The sequence below is a fragment of the Vibrio rotiferianus genome (genome assembly GCF_002214395.1).
GTDB classification, from domain to species: Bacteria; Pseudomonadota; Gammaproteobacteria; order Enterobacterales; family Vibrionaceae; genus Vibrio; species Vibrio rotiferianus.
The window spans coordinates 190,042-215,406 of sequence record NZ_CP018311.1; the positions used below are offsets into that span (position 1 = coordinate 190,042).

The 25,365-nt window shown below is 46.0% G+C and carries 22 protein-coding genes and 2 pseudogenes; 4 read left to right on the forward strand and 20 right to left on the reverse strand.

The window, feature by feature from the left end; genetic code table 11:
- The first annotated feature begins 1 nt into the window (after position 1).
- Both BSZ04_RS01015 and BSZ04_RS01020 read left to right on the forward strand, forming a co-directional pair.
- Positions 2-619 (forward strand): OmpA family protein, encoded by a 618-nt coding sequence (locus tag BSZ04_RS01015; protein WP_071234357.1) that lies wholly within the window; start codon positions 2-4, stop codon positions 617-619.
- Positions 620-1,007: 388 nt separating this feature from the next.
- Positions 1,008-2,657, forward strand: coding sequence for an ABC transporter substrate-binding protein (locus BSZ04_RS01020; RefSeq protein WP_088879249.1), 1,650 nt, complete (start codon positions 1,008-1,010; stop codon positions 2,655-2,657).
- Positions 2,658-2,846: 189 nt separating this feature from the next.
- Here BSZ04_RS01020 and BSZ04_RS01025 read toward each other — a convergent pair whose 3' ends face one another.
- Positions 2,847-4,280 (reverse strand): alpha/beta hydrolase domain-containing protein, encoded by a 1,434-nt coding sequence (locus BSZ04_RS01025; RefSeq protein ID WP_088879250.1) that lies wholly within the window; start codon positions 4,278-4,280, stop codon positions 2,847-2,849.
- A gap of 231 nt (positions 4,281-4,511) precedes the next feature.
- A complete protein-coding gene (locus BSZ04_RS01030) occupies positions 4,512-5,159 on the reverse strand; it encodes a glutathione S-transferase family protein (RefSeq protein ID WP_088879251.1) in 648 nt (215 codons plus the stop codon).
- A 118-nt stretch (positions 5,160-5,277) separates the two neighbouring features.
- Here BSZ04_RS01030 and BSZ04_RS01035 point away from each other — a divergent pair, with 118 nt between their 5' ends.
- Complete coding sequence (locus BSZ04_RS01035; RefSeq protein ID WP_088879252.1) at positions 5,278-6,108, forward strand: LysR family transcriptional regulator; 831 nt, start codon at positions 5,278-5,280, stop codon at positions 6,106-6,108.
- 9 nt (positions 6,109-6,117) lie between these two features.
- Here BSZ04_RS01035 and BSZ04_RS01040 read toward each other — a convergent pair whose 3' ends face one another.
- From BSZ04_RS01040 to BSZ04_RS01090, 11 genes and pseudogenes are all read right to left on the reverse strand, one after another.
- Positions 6,118-6,690, reverse strand: coding sequence for a dioxygenase family protein (locus tag BSZ04_RS01040; RefSeq protein WP_088879253.1), 573 nt, complete (start codon positions 6,688-6,690; stop codon positions 6,118-6,120).
- A 132-nt stretch (positions 6,691-6,822) separates the two neighbouring features.
- Positions 6,823-7,491, reverse strand: a complete 669-nt coding sequence (gene artM / locus BSZ04_RS01045; protein ID WP_088879254.1) for an arginine ABC transporter permease ArtM — start codon at positions 7,489-7,491, stop codon at positions 6,823-6,825.
- Positions 7,488-8,177, reverse strand: coding sequence for an arginine ABC transporter permease ArtQ (gene artQ / locus BSZ04_RS01050; protein ID WP_005431570.1), 690 nt, complete (start codon positions 8,175-8,177; stop codon positions 7,488-7,490). The genes artM and artQ overlap by 4 nt, the downstream gene beginning before the upstream one ends.
- A 1-nt stretch (position 8,178) precedes the next feature.
- Positions 8,179-8,922, reverse strand: a complete 744-nt coding sequence (locus BSZ04_RS01055) for an arginine ABC transporter substrate-binding protein (protein WP_088879255.1) — start codon at positions 8,920-8,922, stop codon at positions 8,179-8,181.
- A gap of 88 nt (positions 8,923-9,010) precedes the next feature.
- Complete coding sequence (gene artP, locus BSZ04_RS01060) at positions 9,011-9,739, reverse strand: arginine ABC transporter ATP-binding protein ArtP (RefSeq protein WP_010451570.1); 729 nt, start codon at positions 9,737-9,739, stop codon at positions 9,011-9,013.
- 400 nt (positions 9,740-10,139) lie between these two features.
- Positions 10,140-10,871 (reverse strand): DUF3726 domain-containing protein, encoded by a 732-nt coding sequence (locus BSZ04_RS01065; protein WP_088879256.1) that lies wholly within the window; start codon positions 10,869-10,871, stop codon positions 10,140-10,142.
- Positions 10,868-12,607 carry a hypothetical protein gene (locus BSZ04_RS01070; protein ID WP_088879257.1) on the reverse strand — a complete coding sequence of 580 codons (1,740 nt, stop codon included), beginning with the start codon at positions 12,605-12,607 and terminating at the stop codon, positions 10,868-10,870. The genes BSZ04_RS01065 and BSZ04_RS01070 overlap by 4 nt, the downstream gene beginning before the upstream one ends.
- Positions 12,608-12,719: 112 nt before the next feature.
- Positions 12,720-14,228, reverse strand: a pseudogene (locus BSZ04_RS01075) (BCCT family transporter); the annotation flags it as partial.
- Positions 14,229-14,434: 206 nt separating this feature from the next.
- A complete protein-coding gene (locus BSZ04_RS01080) occupies positions 14,435-15,424 on the reverse strand; it encodes a membrane dipeptidase (RefSeq protein WP_010451550.1) in 990 nt (329 codons plus the stop codon).
- Between the two features lie 67 nt (positions 15,425-15,491).
- A complete protein-coding gene (locus BSZ04_RS01085; RefSeq protein WP_088879258.1) occupies positions 15,492-16,952 on the reverse strand; it encodes an aldehyde dehydrogenase family protein in 1,461 nt (486 codons plus the stop codon).
- A gap of 94 nt (positions 16,953-17,046) precedes the next feature.
- A complete protein-coding gene (locus BSZ04_RS01090; RefSeq protein WP_009704646.1) occupies positions 17,047-17,445 on the reverse strand; it encodes a RidA family protein in 399 nt (132 codons plus the stop codon).
- A gap of 155 nt (positions 17,446-17,600) precedes the next feature.
- On the opposite strand from BSZ04_RS01090, the gene BSZ04_RS01095 reads away from it, so the two are divergent.
- Positions 17,601-18,497: a LysR family transcriptional regulator gene (locus BSZ04_RS01095; protein ID WP_088879259.1), complete on the forward strand. Its 897-nt coding sequence runs from the start codon at positions 17,601-17,603 to the stop codon at positions 18,495-18,497.
- A 65-nt stretch (positions 18,498-18,562) separates the two neighbouring features.
- Here BSZ04_RS01095 and BSZ04_RS01100 read toward each other — a convergent pair whose 3' ends face one another.
- The 7 genes and pseudogenes from BSZ04_RS01100 to BSZ04_RS01130 all read right to left on the reverse strand — a co-directional run bounded on the left by BSZ04_RS01100 (position 18,563) and on the right by BSZ04_RS01130 (position 25,351).
- Positions 18,563-19,657 (reverse strand): NADH:flavin oxidoreductase, encoded by a 1,095-nt coding sequence (locus BSZ04_RS01100; RefSeq protein ID WP_088879260.1) that lies wholly within the window; start codon positions 19,655-19,657, stop codon positions 18,563-18,565.
- A gap of 532 nt (positions 19,658-20,189) precedes the next feature.
- A pseudogene (locus BSZ04_RS24710) lies at positions 20,190-20,282 on the reverse strand (heme o synthase); the annotation flags it as partial.
- A gap of 188 nt (positions 20,283-20,470) precedes the next feature.
- Positions 20,471-21,229 carry an SDR family oxidoreductase gene (locus BSZ04_RS01110; RefSeq protein WP_088879261.1) on the reverse strand — a complete coding sequence of 253 codons (759 nt, stop codon included), beginning with the start codon at positions 21,227-21,229 and terminating at the stop codon, positions 20,471-20,473.
- A 59-nt stretch (positions 21,230-21,288) separates the two neighbouring features.
- Positions 21,289-22,194 (reverse strand): 3-hydroxyisobutyrate dehydrogenase, encoded by a 906-nt coding sequence (mmsB, locus tag BSZ04_RS01115; RefSeq protein WP_009696177.1) that lies wholly within the window; start codon positions 22,192-22,194, stop codon positions 21,289-21,291.
- An 11-nt stretch (positions 22,195-22,205) separates the two neighbouring features.
- A complete protein-coding gene (locus BSZ04_RS01120; RefSeq protein WP_088879262.1) occupies positions 22,206-23,330 on the reverse strand; it encodes an enoyl-CoA hydratase/isomerase family protein in 1,125 nt (374 codons plus the stop codon).
- 8 nt (positions 23,331-23,338) lie between these two features.
- Entirely contained in the window at positions 23,339-24,127 is a 789-nt protein-coding gene (locus BSZ04_RS01125; RefSeq protein ID WP_009701914.1) for an enoyl-CoA hydratase, read from the reverse strand.
- Between the two features lie 69 nt (positions 24,128-24,196).
- On the reverse strand, positions 24,197-25,351 hold the full coding sequence (locus BSZ04_RS01130; RefSeq protein ID WP_088879263.1) for an acyl-CoA dehydrogenase family protein: 1,155 nt from the start codon (positions 25,349-25,351) through the stop codon (positions 24,197-24,199).
- Positions 25,352-25,365: the final 14 nt, after the last annotated feature.

The following is a 25,365-nucleotide window of genomic DNA, read 5'->3' on the forward strand; positions in this document are numbered from 1 at the left end:
AATGAAAAACAATACCTTAATATTTCTAGCTCTATCAACAATGAGCCTAAATAGTGCATTTGCGACTGATAAGTTCGATTACATCCCTACTCCGGAGCACATTCAAGTCGCTGACCTTCATGACGTAGATAACGATGGCGTAATCAATGCTCGTGATCTATGTGCGAATACCCCAGTTGGTGCCGAAGTAGATAATGATGGCTGCGAAACCTACCTAAACAAAGAAGAACAGTATCAACTTAAGATTTTGTTTGCTAATGATTCAGACAGCATTAATCCAGTATTCCAACGTAAGATTACTGAATTAGCAGCATTCCTTAAGAAGTACCCTACGACTTCTATCGAAATACAGGGTTACGCAAGTAAAGTTGGTACCGCAACTTACAACCTTGAGCTATCACGCCGCCGAGCAAGTAACGTACGCAACCTATTAATTAAGCAAGGCATTTCAGAGGAAAGGTTAACTATTGTTGGCTTTGGTGATACCCATTTAGCTAAATTGGGGACAGATGATGTCAGCCACGCTTTAAACCGTCGTGTAACCGCTACCGTCATTGGCCATAAAGGCATGGTTAAAGATGAATGGACGATATTTACTACCTTTCCCAAGGTAGACTAACACCCCTGCCTCTGGCCAGTTTTCATCAATGGCTAGAGGCATTTTCTATAGGGGCTTGATGAAACAGATATCAGTACATTTTACTGACTTAAACTAAAGCTAATCACCACCATTCATTTAGAGAATTGAGCTCCGTACGAAATTAAGAACCATCTAATTAATATAGTTGTAACTTACTTTAGGAAATATTATTAACTTATTTAATTATAAAAAATAAAAGCTGTCAGATAAAAATAGTAGTAACATATTTCACTTAAACAAGTGATTGCACTTTTTCGAACGAGTTACAGTGAGAAGTCTTAGCTAATCCAAAACTAGTGGTTGGTTATTTTACATACTAAAGTCGAGTGTCGCATTCCTATCTATTTACAAACTATGGCGCTGCAAAATGACCGAAACATGCCTTCGCAGATTGAGTCAATTATTAAATCATTATAATCATTCGCAATTGCATCAAGTAAGCTTAGATGAGTTAGAAACCGTATTCGCAACCTCTCGGCGTAATACTTCCAATGTTATAAAAATGCTACATGACTATGGTTGGATAAGCTGGACACCAGGTCGTGGCCGTGGAAAAGCTAGTACTCTCAAGGTTATGATTTCTATGCACCAAGCCCTGTATAGAACTATCCACCATGAAATTAGCACTGGTAACTTCGATGCTATCCCTAAATACCTAGAAACGTATAAAACGGTTGCAGCAAGTGCACTCAGCCAAGCAATGGCTGAAGCAGCACAAGAAAATCAGAACGCAAATTCTCTTATCATTAGCCAATACCCTTGGGTCAATGAACTCAATCCATCAGTGACATATCGCTTTTCAGAGCTCCAAGTCATACGAAGCATTTATGATACCCTATTCACTATTGATTCTAATGGTCAATTAAAACCCCACCTAGCCTGTGATTACCAAGCTGAAGGTAAGTATATCTATATTTGGCTTCGTCCGGATATCCTAAGCCACGACGGTCTCATACTCGAAGCTAAAGATGTCATCATTGCACTGGAGCAGTTAGTAACAACTGACGGTCCTGTAAAAAGGTTGTTTCAACAAGTCACCAAAATTAGCTTTGATGACATAGAACAAGCTATCTGTATCGAGCTTGTTCAGGAGAACCCCTTATTTATCTACTGCCTCGCTACCGCGAATGCATCTATCGCTTCCAGACGCCACAAAGCCTTTAGTCATCAAAGAAGTGTGGCAATTGGCACAGGCCCATTTAAGCTAGAGTACTGGGAAGAAGATAAGATAGTGATGAAAAAACACCATCATTACTTCGCTAAGAAAGCACTATTGGACCAAATTACCCTCTCCCATCAGGGAGAAGATCTCGATAAGCATCTTAGTTACAACCAAGACTCTGATGATAATGAAAGTTACACGATCCAAGCTTTTTCTTATTTGGCACATAACCGTCGTTCCAGCTGTTCAATTAGCGATCAAACGTGGCAACAGTTATTTACCTTTATAGAAAGTCGCCGATTTGAATTTGCTGCCAATAGTGACTTAGATGTAATGGAAATGCTTGGAGCGTCAGCACCAACGAGTGATGTGCCAAAGTTGACAGGCACTGTTGTGTTAGCGCACCCAAAATGGACCATCAAATACCTAGAAAAAATGAGCAATTGGCTAGTAGCTTTAATTCGTCAAACAGGGTTAAACGTAGAGTTCGTAGAATTATCTGATGCAAGTAAACCCCAGCTCGTAAAAGAAAGTGCAGATCTGTTGATGATTGAAGATCTCATTGAGCCGCCATTAGAATACGGTGCATACGAATGGTTGCTTACAGGCACTGGTATTCGTTTTATCTTTGACCCAGATGAGTTTGATCAACACTTTGATGCTGTACACACTGCTATCTCTCAAGGAGCACACAAAGGACGATTAGTAGAAGTACTGGCCACATTGAGGCATAGCGCTAGCATCTTGCCGCTATTTTGGGGCCAAGAACAAGTGACCTGTCAAAAAGGAGTGTCTGGCATACAAATACGTAAGTCTGGATACAGTGATTTCTATAAGCTAAGGATAAATTCCTGAGAAAGCTAACCGCTGATGCCCAAGTCATATTTCTGTTTTCTTGAGATATCACCACTCTCTTAAAAACACACAAAACGACGAGCGTGATACTGTTTAAATATCACGCTCGCAACGTCGAAGTGAAGATTGTATCTAAGCATTACAACGACCTTGAAGCCGTGGCATAGCATACCGCCTACTTACGAAAACCTAAGGCTCCCATATCGGCAATTGCAATGCCTCAGCTTGCTCTATGAGCATCATTCCGTCTTCAACCAAAAGATAGCGCTCAAAGATCAAGGACCAAACCGATAAAACGACTCTTTGGATGTACGCTTGCTTAGTTGGATAAAGCATTAGTAGTGTTTCGTCGTCATATTCTAAAAATGTCCCACCGTTAGCAAAGAATATCCCAGGCCCACCGGCATAGTCATAATCAATACCGCCATAGATACCCAGTGGAGCACCCAGCATAGATGAGAATGGACTTTGCTTTGAACTAGGCATGTGAGGGAGGCGTATCCCGCCTTCGGCGAAGCCATCTCTATTCGAATCAGTGATGTAAACCTGGCCACCACTCCAACTCAATAGAGAGTCATCCCCTCTTAGATCCAAGAACGAAACGAATGTCTGAGGATCCGGCTTTGAAAAAAGCGTACGACTTTTCGGTGTTGGGACGTCATTTTTTACTTTCAAATATAGATTCCAAAACGCGGCTCTAACGGAAGGCGCAACAGAAATTGGGTTTTGCTTAAAGTTGAACCCTAAACCACCAAACAACACTTCAAATGGCAAAAACTGCTTATCAATATGAGCCAGACCAGCGTACTCATAAACACTTAAGCTCGACGTTGAGTTTCTTAACTTGCCATCTCCGCGAGCAAGTTCTGTTTCACTTTGTGTATTATAAGCGACCGTCGGGACATGCTTATTAGGCACTTTTGCACAAGAAGTATATCGCCAAGGAAACACATCATTAATTAAATGACGACAAATGCCACCAGCGACACCAAGGAACAAGCCATCAAAGGCGGGATTTTCTATGCTCCCATTGAGCTCTTCCGTTAGCATGGTCGCTAGCAACTTACCAGTTTGCGACCAACCGAAACCAATCGTTTGTTTTATTTCACAGTCAGTTTCTAGCTGCAACATAGCAAGGACCTCATTCGTTTTTAAAAAATGAGCAAACTGTCGCAAGATGCTATAACCATCCGTCCCCTTGACGATCGTTCCACTCGTCTGGTCTACCACGTTTTTATCCCAAATAACGCTCGCATAAATAAAACTATTCTCACCTCTCCCCGAAATGAAGCTTTCTCCGAGTATTATTTGTCCAATATTTAGCGTGATGTAACCAAGTGGTGTGGGTGGGAATTCAAAAAGTACGCTGTTTACAACATCAACAATCGCAACCTGATTACAGCTTTGCTTCGGAATCATTAAAGAGACAGGGACACTAAACGGTGAGCTTGTTTGGCTAGGCTCTTCAACCTCCCCCGCAAACATAGCGGAAATCACATAATACGGTTTATTCCCAACGTCTTGTTCTTGTATATCCACATCATTTAGCGTCGAAGCATGCGCCATGGATTGAATCATTAATAACAATCCAATAGCGATGTTCCTAAAAGTAAGTCGTCGCATACCAATCCTCCATCGAAGTAGATTTACTTTCGTTGACGTATCTATATTTTTATTTTTAACAACAAGATACGCCCAACCACCTCGGGATTGTGCTTATTACTCGGGATGCCACCTTTATGCCTGACATCTCTAATGATAGCTTGTTTCTGCAACAGCCATGCGAGTTCTGAAGCCACGAAACAATGTGGCTTCAATGCCCATATCGACCAACTACTTCTCACACACTATTTTTTAGACCTCTACCCCTGCTTCATCTTCTTCTACGATATCCGTTTCTTGGCTCGCCTCTTCCAGCCATTGTTGTAGAGATTCACTTGCTAGCACCTTCTGTTGATAAGCTTTGGCACCTTCCGATAACTCGATGCCATAAGTTTGGAAACGCAATGCCACAGGTGCATACATGGCATCGACGATTGACCATTCTCCAAATAGCCAACCATTCGGATGCAGCTTGGCTTGTTCTGCCCAAATAGCGTCAATGCGAGCAATATCTTTACGTGCACCATCCGTTAAATCGACTTTTCTGCGCGCGCGGATATTCATTGGTAGTTCGTTTCTTAAATCAAAGAAACCCGAGTGCATTTCTGATGCGATGGCGCGTGCTTTAGCTCGTTCTGTAGAGTTGCTTGGCCATGCTCTACCTTGCAAGTATTGCTCGTTTACGTATTCCAAAATCGCTAATGAATCCCACACTGTTGCATCGCCATCCACCAAGGTAGGTACTTTCGCCGTTGGTGTAATACCTTCCAAGGTCTTGTAAAAATCTTCCGTGAACAACTTCAGCTTGGTGACTTCCACATTCAATTTGAATTGAGAAAAGATCAGCCATGCACGCAGTGACCAGCTTGAGTAGTTTTGGTTAGCAATAAACAGTTTCATGACGCCTCCATGCGGTTCGTGTTTTGAGTACCCATTCACAATATCTGATTGTGTTTAAGGGGACTAACGGATAGTTTTGATGGAACACTTCAACAAAAACGATGGATGAGTTTTAGATATGGATATCGATGCGTTACGCAGCTTTCTTGCTTTTGTAGAAACGGGAAGTTTCACTCGTGCAGCTAAGCAGATCAATCGCACCCAATCAGCGTTTAGTGCACAAATGCGTAAGCTGGAAGACGAACTCAGCGTCAGTTTGTTTGAAAAAGAAGGTCGTAACCTTGTCTTAAGTGAAGCGGGACTGGCACTTCGCTCTCATGCAGAGCAACTAGTCAGCTTACACAATCAAGCGCTGAAACAAGTGAAACGTTATGAAAACAAGCGCCCTCTTCGCTTAGGTTGCCCAGAAGATTACAACGACAATATCCTGCCTAAAGTCATCCGTGTATTACAGCAATCTGAACCCACATGTTCTATTCAAGTCTTCAGTGAGCCAAGCATCACCTTGAGAGAAAAACTCGATGAAGGAAAGCTAGACGCGGCGATTGTGACAAGAGCACCGGACAGTGAAGAAGGTTACTGGCTAGCAAGTGACAAAGGCGTATGGATTGCTCACCCTGATTTTAACATCAAGAACACTAGACCTCTCCCTCTCGCCCTATTCCAAACCGACTGCAAATACCACGCGGCAGCGGTAGACGGGTTAACCAAACGTGGCACTCCTTATCAACTACTGGCATGTTGCAATACGGCCTCGGCACAAAGAGCGATTGTACGTTCAGGCATGGCTATCGGTGCTATGGGCAATATTAGCGTTAGCGAGGATCTTAAGATCTTAGACGATATGCCATCGCTGCCTTCCGTGGATATTGTGCTGGTAACGGGCGTCGAGCCTCATCCAATACTGGATAAAGAATGCTTGGAGCAATTGGTTGAGTTAATGGCTTAACCGGATTCGCTAACCAATCACAAAGTTAAATTCGCCCGTTAATCGCCCGTCGATTCGTATAGTCTCAAACTGTAGATAATCACGGGCTTTGCCTCCCCACCATTCATCACCCGTATTGCCTTTCAAGTACAACTGAGTGGTCAGAAGTTCTTGATTTTCTCGCCACAACTTAACGTGAATGTGCGGCGGACGAGAGGCATAAGGTACAGGGTACAAGGTCTGAAACAAGTAGCGACCATCCGATTGAGTTTCGACTGCGCCAAAGCCAGCAAAGTGAGCATCAAACTTATCGTTATTTGGCTGCTTGGGATGATCGTAAATACCCTGCCCATCGCATTGCCAGATTTCTACTTTGATGCCAGAGACAGGGTTTCCTGTTGTATCCAGTACTTTCCCTTGCAATATGAGGGGCTCCCCGATTAATCCTTGAGTCTGAATAACTAAATTTGATCGAAGAGGAATCCGAACAACCGGATAAAATGGACCTTCTGCTTGTTCAGGAGTTGGTTGCATTGGCGTTTTCGCTTTTAAACTGGGTGCAAAGATCAGAGTCCAAAGCGCCAAAAAGTGTCGTCGTTCCATCGTGTCACCAATTCAAATACACTGAGTTAAGTTTGGTGAAACTTGAGCGATTTGCCACGACCAATATAAAAAAAGCCCCTGCGAGAGAATCATCCACAGAGGCTAAGTGAAATCAAATTTATAAGGACTGTCTTATGCAGCTTCGAACGCTAACGCTTTCTTCTCTACCTGACGGAATATCAATGTAAGGATACCATTCACACCTAAATAGAACGCTCCTGCAATACCAAATACTGTCAACGTATCGTAGGTTTGTGCATTAATACGCTGCGCATAACCCATCAAATCCATAATCGTGATGGTACTAGCCAGTGACGTGCCTTTGAACACCAAAATCACTTCGTTAGAGTAAGCAGGAACGGCGCGACGAATTGCGTATGGCAACAATACTTTCAGTGTCGCCGTTCTGTTCATACCCAGAGCACGGCAAGCTTGCCATTGACCAGACGGGATCGCGTTAAATGCACCTTTGAACAACTGAGTACTGTACGCCGCAGTATTAAGCGCTAACGCTAACATCGCGCAAAACCAAGGTTGGCTCAACCAAGTCCAAAATACGCTTTCTCTTACCGCATCAAACTGACCCGGACCGTAGTACACCAAAAAGATCTGTACCAACAAAGGCGTACCAGTGAACAAGGTGATGATGCCACGACTTACCCAATGCAAACCCGGAGTACGTAGGATCAGAGTTAGCGTCATCATCAAAGCAAGAATACACCCCACAACCAAAGAGGCCGCTGTCAATTGAAGGCTAGTGCCTAAGCCATCCAGCATTTGCCAAACGTGTTGTTCGTTCATGCGGTTGCCTCCTGTCCCATGCTCATACCTTGAATTGAGAACTTCTTATCAATCAGTTTGACGGCACGTTGTGTAATGAGTGTAATGACCAAATAAATTGCCGCAGCTGTTGCGTACCAAGTGAAAGCCTCGTGCGTAGCTGCTGACGTTAGCTGCGCTTGTTTCAGCAAGTCCGTCACACCAATCAGTGATACAAGCGCGGTATCTTTCAGCAGAACCAACCATTGGTTAGTTAAACCTGGTAGTGCGTGTCTTACTGCTTGTGGCAAAACAATGCGAACAAAAGCGTGTGCTTGACTGATGCCGAGTGCACTTGCTGCTTCTCTCTGTCCTCTTCCTACGGCTTTCAATGCGCCACGAAGAGTTTGAGAAGCGTAGGAAGCGAAGATCAATGACAACGCCACCACGCCAGACAAGAACGGGCTTACCTCAATAAAGTCTCCGGTGATTAAAAACAGAACCTGCGTCGAACCAAAATAGATGAACAACACGACAAGGATTTCTGGCAAGCCACGTACAATCGTCACAAACGCCGTCATTGGCCATTTAACGAAAACGCGGCGAGACATTTCACCACTGGCGAATACCACTGCCAGAATCAAACCGACTAATAGGCTTGTGAAGGCTAGCTGGACTGTCATCCAACTAGCTTGAACAAGTGATAGAGAGTAACCCGTTAGTGCCATATTACTTACCGAAGTACTTGTTGTAGATTACGTCGTATTCGCCGTTCGCTTTCACTGTTTTCAGTGCCGTGTTCAGCTTGTTCACTAACTCGTCGTTACCTTTATTTACCGCGATACCGAAACCGTTACCGAAGTATTTAGGATTAGTGACGTGTTCACCTACGTACGCTAGGTTGCCTTCTTTCTTGAACCATTCTGCTACGACTGCTGTGTCACCGAATACAGAATCAATACGGCCATTTTTCATATCGATGAACGCGTCTTGGTAGCTTGAGTAAGGAACCGCGGTTACGCCCGGCATTTGCTCAATCAGGTAACTTTGGTGTGTTGAACCGTTTTGAACACCAACACGCTTACCTTCTAAACCTTTTTGGTCAGCCACTTTATCCTTAATAGATACAAATGCAGCTGAGTTATCGTAGTAAGGTGCAGAGAAATTAACTTGCTCTAAACGCGCTTCGGTAATGTCCATTGCAGAAATAGCAGCATCGTAACGCTTGAATTTTAATGCAGGGATCAGGCTGTCAAAAGATTGGTTGTGGAAAGTACATTTTGCTTCCATTTCTTTACACAATGCGTTCGCCAAATCGACATCGAAACCTTGAATTTGGTTGTTTTCATCCATGTACTCGAATGGTGCGTAAGTCGCTTCCATCGCGAATTTAATCTCTTCTTGTGCTGCTGCGTTTGCTGCCATAGTTGCAGAAGAAAGGCCGATTAGTGAAGCTAGTAGAATCTTTTTCATTGCAATACTCCGTGTGTACTTAGTGGGCTGACACTCGCAATGACAGCCGAGCTTATCTGTTAAATAGACTGAACTTTAAAAACGTAATTTAGTGATTTAGGTAATCAGCAAACTGAGTGGTTTGCGGGTTAACAAACGCGTCATGCGTGCCATGCTCCACAATATGTCCTCTCTCGAGGTACAGAACGTGACTAGCAATCTTTTTAGCAAAATCGACTTCGTGAGTAACAACGACTTGAGTGATGCCGGTTTCGCTTAAATCGTTAATGATCTTAACCACTTGATTTGTGATCTCAGGGTCGAGCGCTGCGGTAGGCTCATCAAAAAGCAAGACTTCTGGTTTCATCATCAGTGCTCGAGCAATCGCCACACGTTGCTGTTGACCACCAGAAAGTTGCATCGGCCATGCATCCGCTTTGTCTGCCAAATGCAGCGTTGCGAGAATTTGCATTGCCTGCTTCTTCGCTTCTTCTTTATCCATGCCAGAGACCTTTACTGGAGCCTCAATCAGGTTCTCCATCACTGTCATGTGTGGCCATAGGTTGTACTGTTGGAACACCATGCCCACTTTACGACGAAGCGCTAAGCCTTGCTTCTCTTTGATTTCAGTTGAAAAGTCGAATGCGTCATCAGCGATGTTTAACTGGCCGTTATCCGCCCCTTCAAGAAGGTTAAGAACACGTAGCAGAGAGCTCTTCCCTGCGCCACTTGGACCGAGTAACACCAGCGTTTCACCGCTTTCACAATTAAAACTGACATCGTGTAGAACTTGGGTATCGCCGTAAGACTTATTGATACTTTTAACTTGAATACTCATGCTGCCATACTGCATTAATTGTCACTTGGGATTTATACTACCAAGAAAGAGATTTTATGCAATAAAAATGTATAAAAATTTAGATTGTTAATTTTTTGTATAAGAAACAACCAACGCTGCAGAGTATCTCACTGGTGTAATCAGTAGAGTTTTAACGGATTTTGTTGGATTACGTTGAGCTAGATAATCTTGCAATGCTTGCCTCTTCGAACTTGCCTTCATCTACGGTATGTTCAGCGAGCGCTGTCGATTTGCATGGTGCTCATTTGATTCTCCTTCGTCACGAAAACAAGCTGTCATTAGCGTAGTTGAGCGTCATGATCCTACTTTATTCTTAAACGAAAAGAGGCAGCATTCAACTACCTCTTTTTCTATTCTCAGTGATTCCGATTCGGTTGCGCTACACTAACTCGCCCGCGCCTTGCACAGAGCGTTCACTGTTCTCAACAAGAAAAACTGTGGCAGTTTGTTTAAGTGCTTCCCATTCTGCGTCTTCAACAAAGATACCCTCTTCCCACGACGTTTTCTGCGCACGGTTCAGCTCATCTCCATCAATATGAATTGTGTAACCTTGCGAACTCGCTTCGATATCAAAATCCGTAATGGCAAGCTCTATCGTCATACTGTGATAATCGGTACTGTTATCTTCAATCTGGTCAGAAAAGAATACCTCTGGTGCAATCCGCCCACGGTTTAGCACATACAAGGTTCGCTTTGGACTGGTACCATTGACCCACTGGGCACGGCATGCAATGCCTTTGGCAGAGAGCCTAACTAGCTCACTAAATGCCAGCCAGCGATTGTGGCATTGTTTCAGTGTAATGGTGACGCTCTTGCTGCTGACCATTTTCTCAAGCGCAAAATCCAACACTGCAGGTAAATGACAGGCGATACTACCATTGTGCAGATCGACTTCGATATGAGACTCTGTGTTACTCGTAATGCTGACCGCACAATCTGAATCTAAGTTGAGAAACAGACTGGCGTTGTTGAAGTGACGCACGCCGTGCAAACCCACCATTTGCAGATCCGCAACCATATTGGCAATCACATCAGCTTCACCGCAATGACGGCGCATACCAAGAAAAGCTTTGTTTACTGCTGCTACCAGCTCGTTATGCGAAACGATCATAATGCAAAACCTCCTGTGATTTTTTGATTGTCGCTTTGCGCGATTTCTTCACGCTCTGGCATGGTTGGGAAAATCCACGTATCGCTGAAACGCGGGTCCTGAATCTCATCAAGCAATGGTGCGCCTTGGAAGAAGGTCACGCGCACCCATCGGTCTGAACGCGGATCAAACTTAGTCGCACCAAAGATTGCTAACTTACAGCGTAGTAGATGCATCGGCAGTGCGTCTTCACGTAGCACGTTCATCTGGATATCGCCCATTTCTCGATTGCCGAGCGTCCATACACGACGAGTGATTGCACGATACTGTGGATGCTGCAGTAAGAACTCCGCCAACGATGTTTCTGGCTGGCACGTTTGCAGCGCATGGTAGAGGCGGTTCACTTGTCGCCCTATATCGAGTGGCAACTCACGTTCTTCACCGATCTCTTCCCCACGAATGCCTAGCCTCGGTTCTTCTTTGTCTTGCGAGCGATACCAGAACCAATAGTTGTTCTCTGGTAACGTGTAGTCAGCATCGATTGACCAACGGTATTTGCTCTCTAGTATTTGCAAAACATCTTGAACGCTTTTTCCACCAGGAATAGAGAGTGACTCATCGGTGTTCATTTGGTTTTCAAATTCATCAACCAAAGACGGGTAAAGCTCGATCAAACATGAAGTTAGGATTTCTTGGGCTTCCAAACTCATGGTTGTGGTTTGTTTGATCAAGCTTGCCCAATTCGAGTGCTCTGCCATCAAAGCATTTAAGTTAATTTGTAGCGCTTGGAGATCAGCAATCGCTTGATGATTAAGCTGATCTTGATGTTCATTGATTGTTATCACTTGCTCTAAGTGTCGCTGTGCTTTTTTAAGCAGGGCTTTTAACGGCAGCTCTAACTCGGTAGGTTCACATGGCATGGCAAGCACATTGGCAATAGCACGCTCACGTGATGTCATCCATTGGTCGACAATACATGGATGGTTGATTAAATATGGCGCCATACCCAAGCCAGTTGCATTCCCTACACCGAGATAACGCTGCAGACCTTTGTGAAGTGCAACTGCATTATCTCCGCCTTTTATCTCAGCAAGGTAATGAACCCAATCTAAGCTGAATTCACGCAGCATATAAACGGCACACATCTGTGCACTGAACGACTGGTTGAAATCAGGGTTGTTCTCCAGCAGTTTAAAATCGGCAATACCAAATTTACCGTTACCATAAACGGCGGTGGTTCTTAGGATGTAACCCACTTCTGCCAGTTCCGAAGGCTCTGGCTGCTCACCTTTAGAAAGAGCATTCACAATGTGTTCAAACACACGAACACTCTTATTCGCACGAGCAAGAACAAGCACGTTGTTTGGATTGCGCCCCGCTTCTTGCAAAGGCACATTAGCTCTTAGCTGTTCTAAAAGCTCGACATGGACATCCCCTTTCACAAGTGCAAAGGTGACATCCCATTTCTCGGCGATAACGCGATCATTGCGCTCTTCATCAGCAATTTCATCGCAAAAAACAACCAAGTGGTAAACGTGTTCCGGCGTCACTAATTTGTAAATTACATGACCAAAACCGCGTGGACACAATTGCCACTCATGCTTGCTCACTCGCCATTCCTGACTCGCCATTTTTCGGATCAAGCTTCGTACAAAGCTGATTCGATTTTGGTGCATAGCCCCTAGCCTATCTGGTGCCATCACAATTGCAGCGTTGCGAAGTGTTGTTTCAGTGTAAGTAGAACGATGTGCATCCATTTTGCTCACCACCTATTTTTTATCGTAAGAATAAGGGCTTGTGCGGGTTTGGGGAGGATTCACCCACACAAGCTCCACGTTATTGGGTTTGATCTTTTTGTTATTGCCGTAGTTATAGCCCTTGCTCCTTCGCCATCTTCATAGCGATCTGCGGTGCATTCCAAAGTGACGGTAACAGTATTAATGACACTGGAACGGCCGTAATCACGATGAAGGATTGCAGGGCTGATATACCGCCAGAGCCAAGAGAGATGAGAATCAACGCCGTGATACCCATAGCCACGCCCCAGAAAGTACGAATAATCGCATTCGGTTCTGTCTCACCACTGATCACAACACTGATGGTGTACGTCATTGAGTCACCGGTGGTAACGATAAAGATGGTGGTCAAAATCAAGAACAAGATTGAAACCAACATTGGCATCGGCAGTTGTTGAGTCACTGCGAGTAACGCGCCCGGTAAATTGAAGCCTTCAAATGCTGCACTCACACTGCCTGGATTCGCAATTTCAAACGCTAAGCCAGAACCACCAACAATGGTGAACCAAAAACACGTGGTAAGCGGAGCAACAATGCTGATCGTCGAGATGATTTGACGAATACTGCGACCGCGAGAGATACGTGCAATGAAGATTGCCATCATCGGGCCGTACCCTAAGAACCAGCCCCAGAAGAATACTGTTCACCAGCTCAACCAACCTTCATCACCACGGTAAGTCGCCATTGGGATAAAGTTATCCAGCATGGTACCCACGCCTTGAATATAACCATTGAAAATAAAATCTGTTGGACCAAATAGAAGGATGTAAACCATCAATGCCAGTGCGAGAATCACGTTGTAGCGACTCAGCATTTGCATACCACGGTTCAAACCACTCAGCGCAGACACTGTGTACAACACAATCGCAAATAAAATGATGATTAACTGTGTGGTAAAGCCGTCTGGGATATCAAACAGGGCATTTAACGCGTAGCTAACCTGCAAACCTAAGAAGCCAATCGGTCCAATGGTTCCTGCCGCTACGGCAATGATGCAACATGCGTCAATCAACGCACCTATCTGGCCTTTTAGCGCTCGTTCGCCCAGTACAGGATAAAGCAAGATGCGAGGTTTTAACGGTAGTCCTTTATCGTAGTGTAAATGCATGACCACGATAGACGTCAAACTACCAACGATAGCCCACGCTAGAAAACCCCAGTGCATGAAAGATTGCGATAGTGCGTTCACTGCACCCTGCTGTGGATTATCTTGTGCGCCATACAAAGGTGGAGGGCTCACATAATGCGCGATAGGCTCTGCCGCCGCCCAAAACACGCCACCACCAGCTAAAAGTGTACAGAAGATGATTGCCATCCAACGAAAACCATCCATTTCAGGTTTGGTCGTGCCACCTAAAATCACCTTGCCTGTTCGCCCTGCAGCCAAACCAAGACCAATAAGAAAAGTGAGAAGAAGCAGTAGTTGCCAATATGGGCCGAAGACTTTTACTGACCACGCAAATCCTGTGTTTACCAATGTGGATAGCAGTTCACCATCATAAAGCGCGATGGCAACAAACAGGGCGATAAAGCCGCCACTGTACCAAAGTGCTGGATTGCTTAGACCCAGTTTGTCCGGTGAATTTTCAGTTGCTGAAATGTCATTGTGTGTTGCTAGTGGCTTCTTTGATGACACGCTCATCGCAGAAGTTTTCATGCTATCGGTTAGATCAGACATACTCTGACTCCAGAGGTTTATTGCAGCTGCCTTAACGGCTACAAAAAGTGACTTTAACACCCGCCTTGTTATTATTTTTTTAGCGAGCTATTCCATGTTTGGGTTACAACTTATAACTTGGCCTCCAACCCTTCTTCCAAGAAGTTAAACCAATTCTCACCCAGTATTTTTCCTGCCTCGGATTCACTGAATCCATGACGCATTAAGCCGTTGTATATGTTCTCCATCCCTTTACTGCCACTAAACCAAGGCAGAGCATCTGGCCACCCCGCATTACTAGCGGAACCTTCGCCATAGTCCATTGCTTTGGACCAACGACCGTTGCGCATCCACTCAAGCACTTGCTGTGGCTGGTTTAAACAAAGATCACTGCCGATGCCTAAATGATCTACACCGAACTGATCGGCCGTTTTAGCGACCATTTGGCAGAAATCTTCTAGCGTGCATTGGCTTCCATTTGGAAGATGGAATGGGTAAAGACTAAAGCCAATCAAGCCGCCACGTTCGGTGAGCGCTTTAATGACGTTGTTCGATTTATTGCGCAGAGCATCATGAGCAAACGTTGGGTTTGCGTGACTAATACAAATTGGGCGGGAAGAGAGGTCAATCGCTTCCAACGTTGAGCGCTCAGCACTGTGGGACATGTCGATGATCATCCCAACGCGGTTCATCTCTTCGATAGCCTGTTTGCCAAAACGCGTGACACCGGAGTCGTTCTGCTCATAGCATCCTGTCGCCAGCAAGCTTTGGTTGTTGTACGTCAGCTGCATAATCAGCAAACCTTGACGGCGCATAACTTCAATCAAGCCGATTTCATCGTCAATTGGAGAGCAATTCTGTGCACCAAAAAAGACACCAACCTTACCCTCGGCCTTTGCTTTCTCAACGTCAGCCATCGAGTAAATAGGCATAATCAGGTCTGCATTTTGTTCGAATCTCAGGTTCCATTCGGCAAAGCGAGTTAAGGTCTCGCGTGCATTTTCATGATAAACAATCGTCGCATGCACAGCCGTAATACCGCTCGCCTTCAGCGTTTGGAAGTATTCTCGATCCCAATTGCAGTACTGCAATCCGTCAATCACAATCCGTTGTTGGTACATAACCACTCCTTAAACATTAATGAGTCTTTAAGGTTGGGCAGCGGAATCCTCGGCTGCCCTATTTCACTTAGTAAGGACGTTGATAAGCGGTTTTCACCACGGTGTAGAACTCTTTCGCATACTGACCTTGCTCGCGTGGACCAAAGCTCGACTCTTTACGACCACCAAACGGCACGTGATAATCCGTCCCTGCGGTTGGTAGGTTGACCATCACACAACCAGTTTGAGCTTGTTGTTTGAAGATGGCGCTATTACGGAGGCTTTGTGTAATGATACCGCCCGTCAAGCCAAAGCGAGTATCGTTCGCGACAGCAATGGCTTCGTCCAAGTCAGAAACTCGAATCACACTTGCCATCGGTGCAAACACTTCTTCTTGGTTCACTTCCCAACTGTTTTGCGTATTGAGGAAAAGGGTTGGCGACATGTAGAAACCGTTATGCTCTAAGCTCAAGCGCTCGCCACCGAATGCTAACTCCGCACCACTTTGACGTGCCTTCTCGATCCAATCGAAGTTAGCTTCTAATTGGTTACCATCCACCACAGGCCCCATGAAGATGCCCTCTTCTAATGCGTGGCCAACTTTAAGCTCGCTCATTCGTTTGATCAGTGCTTCAACGTACGCATCGTGAATACCATCCATCACCACTAAACGAGATGAAGCCGTACACTTCTGACCTGCGCCAGAGAAAGAACCTGCAATGGTCGCTTCAACTGCGATTTGAATGTCTGCATCATCGGCAACCACAAGTGCGTTCTTACTGCCCATTTCTAACTGACAACGAACGAAGTTTGGCGCTGTCGCCGCTGCAACTTTACGACCCGTATCAACAGATCCAGTAAAGCTCACACCATTTACGTCTTTCGAGTTGATAAGCGTGTTACCCACTTGCGAGCCACTGCCCAACACAAGGTTGAACGTGCCTGCTGGTAAGCCTTGTCGATGGATAATCTCCGTCAGTGCAACCGCACTTGCTGGTGTCAGGTTTGCGGGCTTCCATACTACGCTGTTGCCGAACGCAAGCGCTGGCGCGATTTTCCATGCAGCCGTTGCGGTTGGGAAATTCCAAGGAGAGATAATGGCGATAACGCCGACGGCTTCACGAGTGACCTCAACGGAAACGCCTGGACGGACAGAAGCTGCGTTATCGCCAATTTGACGCAGCACTTCCGCTGCGAAATATTGGAAGAATTGGCCAGCACGGTAGATTTCACCGCGACCTTCAGCAAAAGGTTTACCCTCTTCACGTGAAAGCAGCGTACCAAGCTCATCACAACGAGCGATCAACTCATCACCAATTGCCTGCAAAACCGCTTGTTTGCGCTCAATCGGCGTTTGTTCCCACTCTGGCTGTGCGACTTTGGCAGCTTGAATGGCTTGCTCTACTTGACCTTCACTCGCCTGAGCAAAATCGCCTAAGTTCTCACTGATGTCTGAAGGGTTAATGTTCGCAACCGTATTAATGCCAGACTGCCATTCGCCTGCAATGTAGAGAGATTTCTCTGCTTGAACACTATTAATAAAAGTCATTGCTCTGTCCTTATTCTTCCTGACGTCTGGTGATTGCCACCAGCTCACTGATCTCACTGACAAAGCCCGGTTATGAGGCTTTGATTATTATTCTTTACTCTGGCTGACTCGCCGATGCGTACACCACAAACTCCACTAACATCTCTTCACGAGCTAGTCCCGCCACGACCATGGCTGCGCGGTTTGGATAAGGCGCTTCAAAGTATTCCGCATACACTTGATTTACCGTTTTTAGATACTCACGATCCGTCACATAAATCAGCACCTGCAGAACAGAATCTAAAGACTCTCCTGCACACTCCAACGTGTGAACGAGATTATTAAAGGTTTGGCGTGTTTGCGCTTCGATGCCACCTTCCACGACCGCGCCCGTATCATCGATTGGGATTTGCGCCGTGTATAACGTGCCATTGTTGACAATGGCCCACTCTAGTGGTGCTTTAGAAGCAAATAGTGCCGTTTTGACTGGGTATTTTTTCGTAGAAGTATTCACGTGCCTCTCAACCTTTGTAACAACCTTGTTTCAAGATAGTTAAATACTGCACATTGACAGGCGATAAATCGAACGGTAAATTTTTTACATTTGATAAGAAAAATCTATCACCTTATTAAAACTAAGGTAAATAAAGGGATTACAGAGGTTTCGCCGTGAGTATCAAGCTTCAACAATTAAAGCATTTTGTAATGGTGGTCGAGGAAGGCGGTTTTAGGGCGGCTTCACATAGAGCAAATCGTTCTCAAGCAGCACTGTCGACATCCATAAAAGAACTCGAAAAGATACTTGGTCAGAGCCTATTTGAGCCTGGAAACAAATCCAAACTCACTCCTTTCGGTGAGATCTGCCTGCCTAAGATCATTCAGTTTCTCAACATCTATAACGCACTGGATAATGACTTGAAAGCCGCCGCTGCAGGGCAACAAGGTCGGGTACGCATCGCCAGCGTTCCTTCTGTTGCTGCCAAGCTGATTCCCAGTGTGCTCGGCGCATTCTGTGAACGATACCCGAATGTAGAAGTCAGCCTAATTGATGATAACGCCGCTGGCGTGGAAGCGCGTTTGTTATCAGGCGAAGTGGATTTAGCGTTGGGTAACCCATCACACTTGGACGAAGGCGGTATCGAGTTTACCCCGTTAATCTCTGACCCCATTGGTGTGGTGTGTTTGAAGGATAACCCTATCGCTCAGCATCCGGAAGGTATTGAGTGGCAGACCTTATTAGAACAGCCCTTTATTCGAAACGGGACGTGTACCCTACTCGATCCGACGCCTGCACGCGCGCTAAGTGAACAAGCTTTGTATTCCGTGGAGAATATTACGTCTTTGTTTTCAGTCCTTGAGCTTGGTATTGGTGTTACCACCTTGCCAAAATTAGCGTTCCCGACCAACGAAACTCGACTGGTTTGGATTCCTCTGATCGATCCGCCTTTGGAAAGACAAGTAGGTATCTTTACTCTGACCGATAGAACCATTTCCCCTCAGGCAAAAGCATTTCATGATTTGTGCATTCACTACTTGAACTACCAAGAAGAAGTCGAAACTGCATAGGCATAAAAAAGCCCCTGACACGTTAAGCATCAGGGGCTTTTTTAAATTTCATGAGTCAGAACACGTTACTTTCTGCGCTTGTAAACCACGCAGAAGTTGCCACGCTTGGTGCGACACTTAGAGCAACGTTCGCAATCTACTTCGGCGCGGTTACCGTCTTTCCAGCGCTTTATCAATTGTGGCTCTGCCAATAACGGACGAGAAAGCGCGAAGAATTGAATCTTGGTGTTTTCAGCCAAGTCTTCGATAGCACATAAGTCGTTTAAGCCACCCACGGTAATTATAGGTACATTCACATCTTGACTGATCACTTGACCGTACTCGTGGAAGTAGCCCTCTTCTTGTAGCGTGTAACCGTCGAACGATTCACCTACCATGGTGCTTGCGTTGCCATGAATGTTACCCGATACAATGATCGCATCCACGCCCACTTCTTCTAGCTTCTTACACACAATGCGCGTTTCATCGAACGTCAAACCGCCATCGAAGAATTCCGTTGCTGTCAGCTTAACCAGAATCGGGAAATCAGCACCAACTAGCTTGCGTGTTTCGGCATAGATCTCCATAAGCAAACGCATGCGGTTCTCAAGGCTGCCGCCGTACTGGTCTTCGCGACGGTTGTAATATGGGCTTAAGAACTGGTTGATCAAGTACGTGTGCGCCGCGTGGATTTCTACACCATCAAAGCCAGAATCTTGTGCACGCTTGCTCGCTAGCGCAAATGCTTTAACGATGTAGTCGATCTCATCTTGAGTCATCGCTTTGCCTTCCGTTTTGGTGCCGCGCTCTGGCACTTCACTTGGAGCAAAAATCACACGCTCACCAACGTTGAATGTTGTTTTTGTGCCACCGTAAGCGATCTGCATGACGATCTTAGCGTCATGCTCATGAACAAGGTCAGTCAGCTTTTTGTATTCATCGATGAAAGAGTCGTTGTAGATCCCCATCATGCCTGCGTTCGGCTTCTCTTCTTCTACGATGTTCGCGTAGCCAGTAACGATCAGGCCCACTTCACCTTTGGCAAGTTCTTCATAAATGTCGTACAGCTTCTCGGTCATATGACCGTCTTCTGTCGCCATATTTTCCCACGTTGCACTACGTACAAAGCGGTTCTTTAGTGTCATGTTGCCAATGCGGGCTTCTGAAAACAAAATGCTCAAGTCCAGTCCTCTTAAAATCTGTCTTTTTAGTTCACATACCCAAGTGACTTCAAGATGCAAGATTCAGAGCGTTGTCATTGATTCGAGGTCAAGGAAAACAACGCAGCGGAATAGCCAGCTCTTTCCAAGTTGTTTGACGCAGAGATCGAATTAATGACACGCTCCCGAAGGGCGAGTTGTCTTGGCTCGTATACTTTGTTGTCGATTATTGATTTAGAGTAACTAGATCTTCAAATCGCCGCCGTGTCTACGAACCAAGTCATTCTCGCTGAAGCAAGCATCTCGAGGTTACTTGGGTATACATCACTACCGAGAAGGAACGAAAAAGGAACAGCGATACACAAAGCATGGCTGTTCCTTCTCTGAATTTCTGTTCAGTGCGATGAGCGACGCGAACCTTACCGCCGAAACTGCGGCAAAACTTTAATCTGGATTAAGGTTTGGTGAGATAGCTCACCGATTCCGCATTCATTGGTTTTGTTCCCATCACCACTACTGATGGCATCAATCGTTAACTCAGACTTACTTTCCTTTAATGAATAAACGGCAATGGAATCAATTCCAGCCCAAGTACGCCGCTGATGCCCATTACAACCAATAACGACATCTTAAACACCACTTTAGTTATGAATTCACATAGTATTTACATGGCATTTCCAGCACAAATAACTAATCATGCAATCCAATTTACCAGATTAATACTAGGCACTTTTTTGAAGCGTTATTTGGTTCAATTGTTAATCGAATGAAGTCACTAAAACGAAACGAGCGCTACTTAACTAGCGCTCGCTGTTAGAAACAAATGGCTCAATGCTACATTCTCATTCCGCCATCCACTTCGAGCACTCGCCCTGTGAAGTAGTCGTTTTCAAGAATGTATTTCACAGCATGAGCAATCTCACTCGTCTCCCCCATCCTACCGACGGGTATCATCTTTTGCAGTCGGTCTATAGCTTCTGGTTTCATTTGATCTGCCATTGCAGTTTTGACGACACCGGGCGCAATAGCCGCAGAGCGAATGCCATATCTGGCGAGTTCTCTTGCCCATGTTGTTGCCATGGTTGCGACGGCTGCTTTAGAGGCAGAGTAATTGGTTTGCCCAATATTGCCCGCTCTCGCCACGCTGGAGATGTTGATGATGGCGCCTTTCGAGCCACTCTCAATCATTTTGACTGCCGCTTCTCGACCACACAAGAACGTGCCCGTGACATTGACGTTCATCACTAAGTTGAACTGCTCAAGCGACATCTTAGCGATCTCGCCGTCTTTGGCTTTGACTAACAACCCGTCTCGCAAAACGCCGGCGTTATTGACTAAACCATTAAGCTGCCCAAAATCTTGGATAATCTCATCGAAGGTTTCTTCCACTTCAGATTCATTGGTAACATCGAGTCGATAAATCAGCGCCTTGGCACTGAGCATTCGGCACTGTTCTTGGGTATTCAGCAGTCCCGTTTCGTTAACGTCAAGCAATGCTAAATCCGCGCCCGCTTGAGCAAGGCTGACCGCCATCATCTGCCCCAACCCTTGCCCCGCACCTGTAATTGCAATGACACTGTTTTTTAAATCCATATCTGTACTCCATTACTGGATAACTTCCATGCTTAAACGCCTGATAGGGAATCTCCCTTTTAGCCCTTCTGATTCTTGTAGAATTCAAACAAGCTTGAAAAGTCGAGTTCTGCATGACCTGCTGCGTTATGGAATGCATAAAGGTTACGAGCCAAAGAGCCCATCGGAACAGAAGAGTTGGTTTGCAGCGCAGCATCCAAACCCAAGCCAAGATCTTTGAGCATCAACTTGCTCATAAAGCCGGGATTATATTGATTACTCGCTGGCGCAGAATCCATCACGCCTGGGCATGGGTTATAGAGCTCTAGCGCCCAGTTTCGACCAGAGCTTTGCAGCATGATATTGGATAAGACTTTCGGGTCGAGACCATGGTCAATGCCGAGATTGAGCGCCTCACAGGTTCCCGACATCAAAATGCCCAACATCAGGTTATTACAGATTTTTGCCATCTGACCGTCGCCCGCTTTACCAGCGTGGAACACGTTCTTACCCATGTATTGCAAGATCGCATTGGCTTTAGAGAACGCCTCATCCGAGCCACCAACAATAAAGGTCAGCGTTGCTGCTTTTGCACCTGCTACACCACCAGAGACGGGAGAATCGACAAACAACAATCGTTTGTTCTGAGCTTCGTTCGCCACCAAGCGAGCAGAATCTGGGTCAATGGTCGAACAGTCAATCAGCAATGCGTTGTCCTGCACAATATTGAGCAGACCGACACCACCGTGTAAATCCCCTAAGTACACCGCGCGCACGTGTGCACCTGCTGGTAGCATGGTGATGATGGTTCCCGCGCCATCCACGGCTTCTTCTAACGTGCTAGCAACCACCGCGCCAAACGGTTCAAGTTGCTTCGCCGCGTTCACATCTACATCGAACACTTGCACATGAAACCCTGACGCCAATAGGTTTTGTGCCATCGGACTGCCCATGTTGCCCAAGCCAATAAATGCAATGGTACTCATGTTGTTTCTCCTTATTTTCCTAGCTGTGCAAGTGGATGTTCCTCTTCTGACCAAAGAGAAGTGAACAAGGTATCGATGACGCTCTCATCGACTTCACTGACGCTGTTAAACATCCATTTTGGATTGCCATCTTTATCAACTAATCGAGAGCGCACGCCCTCTTCAAACTCACCGAGTAATGCGCTGCGAACTGACAAGGTAAGCTCTAGACGAAAACAATCCGCCAACGACAAACGGTGGTACTCTTTGACTTGTCTAAAACAGATATGTGCGGTGATTGGACTGCCCGCAACAAACGATTTTTGTGCGTTCTCAAGCCATTGAGTCTCGCCTTCCATTGCTTGAATACGTTGGGAAATCTGATTTAAGTCATAGCCTTTGCAGGCTTCTTTAATTTGGTCGAGATAAGGGCAAATCTGAGTTGTCGGCTTACTGTCGATGACTTGATCTTCCATCAACTGAAGTAACGCACTGACAAGCGATTTGGCATCGGCTGAACCCCAGTCGACTTGTCTCAACTCTTCAAGCAATGCTGGATATTGCTCTTCCAACAGCAACCATTCCGCCAACCCTATAGTGACAGCGTCACTTGAATTCACCATTGCGCCAGTCAACCCAAGGAACAAACCTACCTCTGGGTCGATTTGGCTTAAGAACCAAGTACCACCCACGTCTGGGTAAAGCCCGATATTGATCTCTGGCATCGCGAGACGAGATTTAGGGGTGACGACTCTATGGCTGGTGCCCATAAACAAGCCCATTCCACCGCCCATCACGATGCCCTCTCCCCAGCCAATGATTGGCTTTTGGTAGGTATGAATCAGGTAGTCGCATTCGTATTCGAGCGAGAAGTAGTTAGAACAGAACTCGGCAGTCTCTTCTTTGCTTTTTTCGTGCATGACGTGGTACATGGTTCGTACATCGCCCCCTGCGCAAAACGCTTTTTCACCCGCTCCATTGAGGATGACACACACCAAATCAGGGTCATCTTGCCATTCGATAAGTTGGTCGTTGAGCTCTGCCAGCATGTCGTAAGTCAACGCATTCAAAGAAGCCGTGTTGTCTAACGTCGCGATACCAATTCGGTGCACGCCGTCTAAGCAATCTATTTCGCTAATGGTTACTTTCCCTGTCATGCGACCTCCTATTGATTCTTCCAGTTGGGTTTACGTTTTTCTAAGAAGGCACGAACCCCCTCGGTTTGATCTTCGGTATCGAATAAGTTTAGAAACAGTTCTCGCTCTTTAATCAGACCATGTTTGAGTGGCGCTGAGCGCATGTTTTGGATAAGCGCTTTACATGCGGTTACCGAAGACGGCGATTGATTGGCAACCGACTCTGCAAGCTCAATGGCTTTATTAAGCGCTCCACCTTTTGCCACCACTTCTTCTGCTAACCCGAGTTCTCGCGCTTGTGCTGCACCGACTTGTTCACCGCACAATATGATGCGTTTCGCCCAACCTTCACCGACCAATGCGGTTAGGTTTTGCGTACCACCAGCACAAGGCAGTAAGCCTACTTTCGCCTCTGGCAGTGCCAGTACGGCTTGCTCTTCCACCACACGAATATCACACGCCAATGCGACTTCTAATCCGCCTCCCATGGCGTAGCCGTTAATGGCTGCGATGGAAACCCCTCGAAATGCAGAGAGCGTTTCAAAGGCTTCACCAAATATACGCGCCATCTCTAACGCAACCGCTTTATCGCCATCGGCAAACAACTTGAGGTCTGCCCCTGCAGAGAAAAACTTCTCACCATTCCCTGTGAGCACTAGAGCGTAAACGTCTTTATTGTCGTTTAACGCCAGCACAAGCTCTTTCAATGCGGTTAAGCTTTGTGACGTCCAAGTGTTGGCGGGCGGGTTGTTCATGGTCACCACCGCAACATGATTGCTGATGGTATGTTGAATCGCTTGTTGTTCTGTTAGTGACATATCTCTGAATCCTTTCTTGATGAAAATGACCTGAGCTTTACGGATAAAAGCAGAGCTTGTCGGCTGCACTTATAGCAATGCGGACTCTTCTGCAAGCAATCGACGCGCGATGATCAACCGCATGATCTCGTTAGTACCTTCCAAAATCTGGTGCACTCGAACATCACGGAAATAGCGCTCCATTGGGTATTCTTTGATGTAACCGTAGCCACCGTATAGTTGCAGCGCTTGGTCACAGACTTGAAAGCCGACATCGGTTGCAAAGCGTTTTGCCATGGCACAATAAGTCGTGGCGTCTAGGTCACCTCGGTCTAACTTGCTGGCGGCGTACCGCACCAGTTGGCGGGCAGCGACAAGCTCGGTTGCCATATCTGCCAGTTTGAATTGCAATGCTTGGAATTGAGCTAATGATTTGCCGAACTGTTTACGTTCTTGCATGTACTGCGCCGCTTGATTCAGCGCTTGCTGAGCCGTACCGACCGAACAGGTAGCAATGTTGATGCGTCCACCATCCAAACCTTTCATAGCGAACACAAACCCTTGTCCCTCTTCACCGAGCAAATGTGAGTCAGGAATAGAAACATTATCGAAGGTCACCGCGCGTGTTGGCTGACTGTTCCAGCCCATCTTCGGCTCTTTACGTCCGTAGCTAATGCCGTCTGCATCGGCGGGGACAACAAACGCGGATACACCTTTCGCGCCCGCATCGCCGGTTCTCGCCATCACGACTAAAACGTCGGTATCGCCTGCGCCGGAGATAAAGGTTTTGCCGCCATTGAGTATGTAGTTATCACCTTGTTTAGTCGCAGACGTCGTTAGAGATGCCGCATCCGAGCCCGCGTTTGGCTCGGTTAAACAATAAGATCCGAGAAATTCCCCCGTAATAAGTTTTGGGCAAAACTCGTCTTTTACTTCTTCGGTCGCAAAGCTCGCGACTATCCAAGTCACCATGTTATGAATGGTCATAAATGCAGTGGTCGATGTGCATCCCATAGAGAGCTGCTCGAAGATGATAGATGCATCCAAACGGCTTAAGCCCAAACCGCCTTGCTCTTCTGGAGTGTAGAGGCTCAAGAAACCAAGCTCTCCCGCCTCTCGTAGAATATCTTTCGGGAAGATTTGCTTCTCATCCCACTCTGCTGCCATTGGCGCTAAACGCTCTGCCGCAAATTGCTGAGCAGTATCGGCAAACATACGTTGATCTTCGTTGAGTTCAAAATCCATATGAGCTCCTTACT